This is a genomic window from Aestuariivita sp. (genome assembly GCF_049276915.1).
GTDB lineage: Bacteria > Pseudomonadota > Alphaproteobacteria > Rhodobacterales > Rhodobacteraceae > Aestuariivita.
This window is the reverse complement of sequence record NZ_JBASXK010000079.1, coordinates 22,581-28,825: the sequence shown is the minus strand read 5'-3', so window position 1 is coordinate 28,825 and position 6,245 is coordinate 22,581. Positions and strand designations below refer to the sequence as shown.

At 58.8% G+C, this 6,245-nt stretch carries 6 protein-coding genes; 2 read left to right on the top strand and 4 right to left on the bottom strand.

The window, feature by feature from the left end; all coding sequences use genetic code 11:
- Positions 1 to 218: 218 nt before the first annotated feature.
- Positions 219 to 614 carry a sugar transferase gene (locus WAO69_RS08430; RefSeq protein ID WP_422177990.1) on the bottom strand — a complete coding sequence of 132 codons (396 nt, stop codon included), beginning with the start codon at positions 612 to 614 and terminating at the stop codon, positions 219 to 221.
- Positions 615 to 1,089: 475 nt separating this feature from the next.
- Positions 1,090 to 2,001: a LysR family transcriptional regulator gene (locus tag WAO69_RS08425; protein ID WP_422177988.1), complete on the bottom strand. Its 912-nt coding sequence runs from the start codon at positions 1,999 to 2,001 to the stop codon at positions 1,090 to 1,092.
- A 108-nt stretch (positions 2,002 to 2,109) separates the two neighbouring features.
- Here WAO69_RS08425 and WAO69_RS08420 point away from each other — a divergent pair, with 108 nt between their 5' ends.
- Entirely contained in the window at positions 2,110 to 3,042 is a 933-nt protein-coding gene (locus tag WAO69_RS08420) for a ring-cleaving dioxygenase (RefSeq protein ID WP_422177986.1), read from the top strand.
- A gap of 53 nt (positions 3,043 to 3,095) precedes the next feature.
- The gene (locus WAO69_RS08415) at positions 3,096 to 3,716 is read left to right on the top strand and encodes an alpha/beta hydrolase (protein WP_422177984.1); all 621 of its coding nucleotides are present in this window, start codon (positions 3,096 to 3,098) and stop codon (positions 3,714 to 3,716) included.
- On the opposite strand, the gene WAO69_RS08410 is transcribed toward WAO69_RS08415, so the two are convergent.
- Positions 3,698 to 4,354, bottom strand: coding sequence for a glutathione S-transferase family protein (locus tag WAO69_RS08410; RefSeq protein WP_422177982.1), 657 nt, complete (start codon positions 4,352 to 4,354; stop codon positions 3,698 to 3,700). The two genes, WAO69_RS08415 and WAO69_RS08410, sit on opposite strands and share 19 nt — an antisense overlap.
- A 66-nt stretch (positions 4,355 to 4,420) precedes the next feature.
- Entirely contained in the window at positions 4,421 to 6,199 is a 1,779-nt protein-coding gene (locus WAO69_RS08405) for a gamma-glutamyltransferase family protein (protein ID WP_422177980.1), read from the bottom strand.
- Positions 6,200 to 6,245: the final 46 nt, after the last annotated feature.

Sequence of the window (6,245 nt, the reverse complement as noted above, 5' to 3'; positions counted from 1 at the left end):
TCCCTTGCCCTTGGGACGACCTTGAGGAGCCGCGCGGATCTGCCCGGTACGTCGGATCGCAAGCCTCCACCGCGCCCCGGTGGCCGGCGAAAGCTTCAAGCGCAACGCTGCCGCGCGCCCGCTTAATCCTTCCTCAACCAAGTTCTGAAATCGCGCCCGTAGCGCTTCCGGCAAAGGTGCTGACATGATCCATCCTCCCAAACAGGATGAATCACAGATCAGGCTTCAAGGGAATCCTTACGATTCAGGTTTTCGGCGGGACGCTTTAAACGGTCGTCGGCATCGCGCACCATCGTGCGCAGCTTGAAAATGCGAAAGCGCTTACCCTGAAAACCCAACCGATCTTGCGAGTAAAACGGTGATCCACCCTCAAACCAGAGCGCGATCGCACAAATCGCTAAAATTGGCAAAACCACAGGCAGGCTCAGCACCACAAGTGCCATATCAAGCATCCGCTTGCCCCATTGTCGATAGCGCCCAAAAAATTGCTCGGGAAGCAGAGCCGAGCGAAACGGAACCACCGTTTCCGCCATCTGCAGTGTCACAACCGAGTTCGCAGACATGTCCTGAAGACGCGAGACGAACATGTCCTCGCTCACAATATCTTTCATCATTGCTCCCCACAGCAATGGTCAACAGCCGTTTCGAACGTGCAGAATGCGCTAAATGAGCGCTGTACGGCAGACCTATTCAAAAAACGACGCTGCAGCGCGCCGATACTAATTACCCGACGTCCGGCTTTTCCATCCCCCCGGAGCATCGTAAGAATTTCTGCCTGATAAGTGACAGATTTTCGCCTTTATTTATTAACAGTTTCCGGGCGGATTTTCAGGGTTTTATGACAAAACAGAGTGTTTCCTACGTGGCGTCAATCTGCGCGCAAAAACCGCTCGCAACCTGTCATAACCGGGGAAATTGGGGGGCATTGTCCCGCCTGATGCACCAATCGAGTGCCTAATCCATGCCCTATACGTATTTCACGCAAAACTCCGGTTTCATGCCCGGCTGCAATTGAGACCTCACTTGGTGCCATTTTTGCCAGATTTGGACGGAACCACGGGCTGAAATAGGGCAACCGACGGGTTTGCTTCACCCTGTGATTCTCGTCGCAGACAGCCCACTGGCCAGGATCGCGTTCTCAAAAAATGCTGAAAACAGGGCCACTGTCGGAGGCAGTTGCGTGTACGGCGGATAGTAGAGCGTGAGCCACAGAGGTTCAGGTTCCCACTCGGGCAGAACTTGAACCAGCCTCCCTGCCGCCAAGGCATCCGCAACAATAAAGCGTGGCAACAGAGCGACACCCGCCCCGCTTTGCGCGATACGCGCCAATAGATCACCATTGTTGCCGGCAAACTGCCCGCCTGCACGAACCGAGCGCCTTTCGCGTTGATGCGACAGCCGCCAGATCTCGCCGCCGCCTGCCGTGCCATATCCCAGACAGCGCTCAGCCTGCAGTTCATCAGGCATATGGATTGCGACTTCGGGTGCTTCCGGTGCTGCGACCAGCAGTCGATCCACCGCACAGATCTTGCGCCAGATGGTCGAGCTTTCCTTTGGCGGGCCGGATATCCGCACAGCCAGATCAAACCCGCCGCCAACGATATCAACAAACTGATCCGACATATCGACCGTGAGCGTGATCTGCGGATGGCTGAGGCGAAAGCCGACCAAAACATCCGGCAGCACGCAGAGACCGAAAGACACCGGCACGCTGATACGCAACGCTCCATGCGCGGTGCCATCACGATGGCGCAGGCTATCCATCGCACTGTCCAACTCGCTCACCAGGTTGTCCACGCGCGCCGCAAAGGCCGCCCCATCCGAAGTCAGCGACACCTGGCGTGTGGTGCGCACCAAAAGCTGAGCACGCAGACTTTCTTCCAACGCAGCAACCGCCCGCGTCACGGACGCCGGCGTCGTGCCCATCTGGCGCGCCGCTTCGGCAAAGCTGCCCTCACGGGCAACACTCAGAAACAGGCGCAGACCCTGAAGATCCTTCATTATTGCACTTTCCGCAATGGTGAATTGATAATTACATCTCTATCGGAAATGGACAGGCAATGCCATATCCTGCAGCAGACAGGAACATCACATTTGAAGGACGGTAAAATGATCACCGAGATCAAGGGACTGCACCATGTCACGTCGATGGCGGGCAATGCACAGAAAAACAACGACTTCTTCACCAAGACCCTCGGCCTGCGGCGGGTAAAGAAGACGGTGAACTTCGATGCTCCCGATGTCTACCACCTATATTACGGGGATGAACTGGGCACGCCGGGATCCGTCATGACCTATTTCCCCTTTCCCAACATCGGGCGGGCCCGGCATGGAACCGGAGAGGTTGGCGATACCGAATTCGCGGTTGCACCCGGCGCGCTGGCCTTTTGGGAACAGCGACTGGTTCAAGAAGGCGTCAAGGGTCTGAGCCGGGAAACCAGCTTTGGCGAAAGCCGCCTGCGCTTTGCAGGTCCCGATGGCGATGGGTTTGCCCTTGTTGAGGCCGCACGCGACGAGCGTGCGCCATGGGCAGGATCGGACGTTCCTGAAGACATGGGTATCAAAGGATTTTCCGGCGCGCGCTTTCGTGTGAAGAATGCAGCCGCCAGCGTGGAACTGCTCCGCTTCATGGGCTACGAGGTCACCGAGCGCGACGGTGATATCACGCGCCTTGTTCTGCCCGGCGGTAACGGAGCGGATCGCATCGACCTTCACCAGATGCCCTCCGCACCAATGGCCCAGCAGGGCGCCGGATCAGTCCACCATATCGCCTTTGCGGTTGAGGATCGGGCCGCTCAACTGGCGGTGCGGAAACAGTTGATGGATACCGGTTATCAGGTAACACCCGTGATCGACCGCGATTATTTCTGGGCCATCTATTTCCGCACACCGGGCGGCATCTTGTTCGAAGTGGCCACAAACGAACCCGGCTTTGATCGCGATGAGGATACGGCACATCTGGGTGAAGCGCTGAAACTGCCCAAACAGCACGCCCATCTGCGTGACAGGATCGAGGCGATCCTGCCGCCCCTGTCCAATTGACCCAACACCGAGCGCAACTTAGCGCCCGGGTTTTACCGATAAGAGTCAGAAAGATGTCAGACGATCTTTATGTTCATTACATACAGCGTGGCGCGCCGGACGCGCCTTTGGTTTTCGCGTTTCACGGAACTGGCGGCGACGAATATCAGTTCACCGAACTGCTGAGCGACATTCTTCCCCTGGCCAGCGTGATTGCTCCGCGCGGGGACGTATCCGAGGGCGGTGCGGCGCGCTTTTTCAGACGTACGGGAGAAGGGGTCTATGACATGAAGGACCTCGCCAAGCGGACTGAAAAGATGGCGAAATTCGTCAGTGCGCAGATGTCATCGCTGCCGTCTCGGCCGGTGATTGGACTTGGGTATTCAAACGGAGCAAACATCCTTGCCTCGGTGATGTTCGCCCATCCCGATCTTTTCCAGCGCGCTGTTCTCATGCATCCGCTGATCCCGTTTCAACCCGCGCCACAACCGGGCCTGAATGGCCGTGATGTGCTGATCACCGCCGGGGCGCGCGATCCGATCTGTCCGTTGCCTTTGACATACAAGCTCGCCCGCTATTTCGAGACGCAAGGCGCGTCCGTCACACGGCACGTTCATCCCGGCGGACATGAGGTCCAGCGGTCAGAACTGGATGAAATCACCGGGTTCTTGCGTGCTCAGCCGGCGGAACTCTGACTCTTCGCAGCCGCACAGGCAGCATCCAGATCGGCGCGCGCCTTGATGACAGCGGGGCGTACGCCGATTGTGCTGAACCAGCGCTCAACGTTGGGAAACTCGGCCAGATCGACCTTTTGCCAGGCGTGACGCGCCACCCAAGGCCAGATGTTCATATCCACGATGGAATAGTCGCCCACGACATAGTCCCGCCCCTCAAGCCGGGTGTTGAGCACAGCGTAAAGCCTGCGCACCTCGGCCGTGAAACGACCCCTTGAATAGGTCTGATCATCGGGCGCGACATTGTTGAAATGATGAAGCTGACCGAAATTTGGGCCCAATCCCGATGCCTGCCAGAAAAGCCACTGCAACGCCTCAAGCCGCTCGCGCGGATCAGCGGGGAAAAAAAGATTTGTCTTTTCCGACAGGTACATCAGGATCGCGACGCTTTCAAACAGGGTGATCGCGGCGCCATCCGGTCCGTCATCATCCGCGATGACAGGAATCTTGTTGTTTGGCGTCAGGGCAGAGAACATCTCAGAAAACTGATCGTCCGCGCCGATATTGATCGGATGGATCCTATTGGCCTGCCCCATCTCTTCCAGCGCGATGGCAATCTTGTAGCCGTTGGAGGTGTTCCAATTGTATTGCGTGATCATGACTGTGTTCCCTTTTGATCTGACAGACTTAGGCCGCAAGCCACGTCATTCTGCAAGCCCCGGCGCTTAGCGACCGACAGCATAGGCCTGCATCATGCGCGGTGTCGCGGCCGCTGCAAGAAAGCCATCCGCCGCGCGGCGCGCGGCTGTCAGGCGACCAACAGTCCAGGGTTTGGCAACGGTCACGGTATGGCCGCGACTGCGAAGATCCCCGATGACACCTTCACCAAACGCGGGCTCGACCATCAGCGCGCCGGGCGTGGCCGCGCGCGGTGCGAAGGAGCCGGTAAAATGGCTTGAGTGAAAGAGCGGTGCGTCAATAGCCGCCTGCAGACCCATGCCATGATGGACCATGCGAAGAAACCAGATCAGTTGCCATTGATCCTGCTGGTCACCCCCGGGCGTGCCGAAGACCAGAGCCTGCCCCTCTGGTCCATGGGCCAGACTGGGCGAGAGCGTCGTGCGCGGGCGCTTGCCCGGAGTGAGGGATTGGGGCAGCCCCTCCTCAAGCCAGAACATCTGGGCACGGGTGTTGAGACAAAAGCCCAAATCGGGGATCACCGGGTTGGATTGCAACCAGCCGCCAGAGGGCGTGACGGCAACCATGTTGCCCCAACGATCTATGACATCAAGATGGACCGTGTCTCCGCGCCGGTCGCTCAGATGGGCCATGGTTGGCTCACCCGCACCCACGCCACCCATGGCAACACTGCGAGCCGCACGCTCGATGGAGGCATCGGCCAGATGCTCGAACCCGGGCAAGCGACTCGGGCGCTGTTCCAAGGATGCTTGCGGCGCAATCATGGCTGCACGCTGCGCGGCATGGCTGTCGGCCAGCAGGCTTGCCAGCGGAACCTCTGACCCATCGCCGTAAAAGGCCTCGCGATCGGCATAGGCCAGTTTCATCGCCTCGGTGACAAGATGCACGAACTGCGCGCCATTCGGATCAAGGCCGGCGACATCATGATGGTCCAGAATGGACAGGGATTGCAGCAGCACAGGTCCCTGCCCCCAAGGCCCGGTCTTGAACACCTCCCATCCCTTGTAATCGTGGCTGACGGGTGCCTCATAGCTGGCACTCCAACTCGCAATATCCTGCGCGCTCAGCACCCCTGAATGGCGATCTCCGGTGGCATCCATCGCTTCGGTTGTCGCGATGTATCGGTCAATCGATTCGGCAACAAAGCCCTCACGCCAGATCCGGCGCGCGGCGTTGATCTGTGACGTGCGGGTCTTTGCAAGTTCGGCCTCGGCCAGTATCCGCTCCCAGGTATCGGCAAGCGTAGGATTGGCAAACAGAGCACCGGTCTCGGGCGCCTTTCCATCTGGCAACCAGACTTTCGCCGAGCCGGGCCATTCCGCCTTAAAGAAGTCGGCCAAACCCTTGATTGTGAATGAAACACGTGGGAGGACGGGATGACCGTGGCGGGCATAATGGATCGCGGGTTCCAACACCTCTCGCAGGGATTTGGTGCCATGATCCCGCAGCATCAGCATCCAGCCATCAAAGGCACCGGGAATGACGGTAGAAAGCAGGCCAGAACCGGGAACAGCCTCCAAACCTTGTGCGCGGTAATGCGCGATCGTGGCCCCGGCCGGAGCGGTCCCTTGCGCGCACAGAACCTGAGGAGCCTCTCCCGGCTTTTGGAAGATCGCAGGGAATTCACCGGCAGGACCGTTCAGATGTGGCTCGACCACCTGCAGAACAAAACCCGCCGCAACCGCGGCATCAAATGCATTGCCCCCGCGCTCGAGCAGGCGCATGCCAACCGAACTGGCAACCCAATGCGTCGAGGTTACGACGCCAAACGTTCCAGTGATGTCAGGGCGGGTTGTAAAGCTCATCTGGCAAGGACTCCTGAAGGGTTGGAGACCCAGCATAGGCGCAGCC

What these genes read in the sequence shown, in the direction of transcription:
- WAO69_RS08410 (WP_422177982.1), bottom strand. Translation starts at nt 4,354, where the DNA reads ATGATCACGCAATACAATTGGAACACCTCCAACGGCTACAAGATTGCC.
- WAO69_RS08405 (WP_422177980.1), bottom strand. Translation starts at nt 6,199, where the DNA reads ATGAGCTTTACAACCCGCCCTGACATCACTGGAACGTTTGGCGTCGTA.
- WAO69_RS08415 (WP_422177984.1), top strand. Translation starts at nt 3,096, where the DNA reads ATGTCAGACGATCTTTATGTTCATTACATACAGCGTGGCGCGCCGGAC.
- WAO69_RS08425 (WP_422177988.1), bottom strand. Translation starts at nt 2,001, where the DNA reads ATGAAGGATCTTCAGGGTCTGCGCCTGTTTCTGAGTGTTGCCCGTGAG.
- WAO69_RS08420 (WP_422177986.1), top strand. Translation starts at nt 2,110, where the DNA reads ATGATCACCGAGATCAAGGGACTGCACCATGTCACGTCGATGGCGGGC.
- WAO69_RS08430 (WP_422177990.1), bottom strand. Translation starts at nt 614, where the DNA reads ATGATGAAAGATATTGTGAGCGAGGACATGTTCGTCTCGCGTCTTCAG.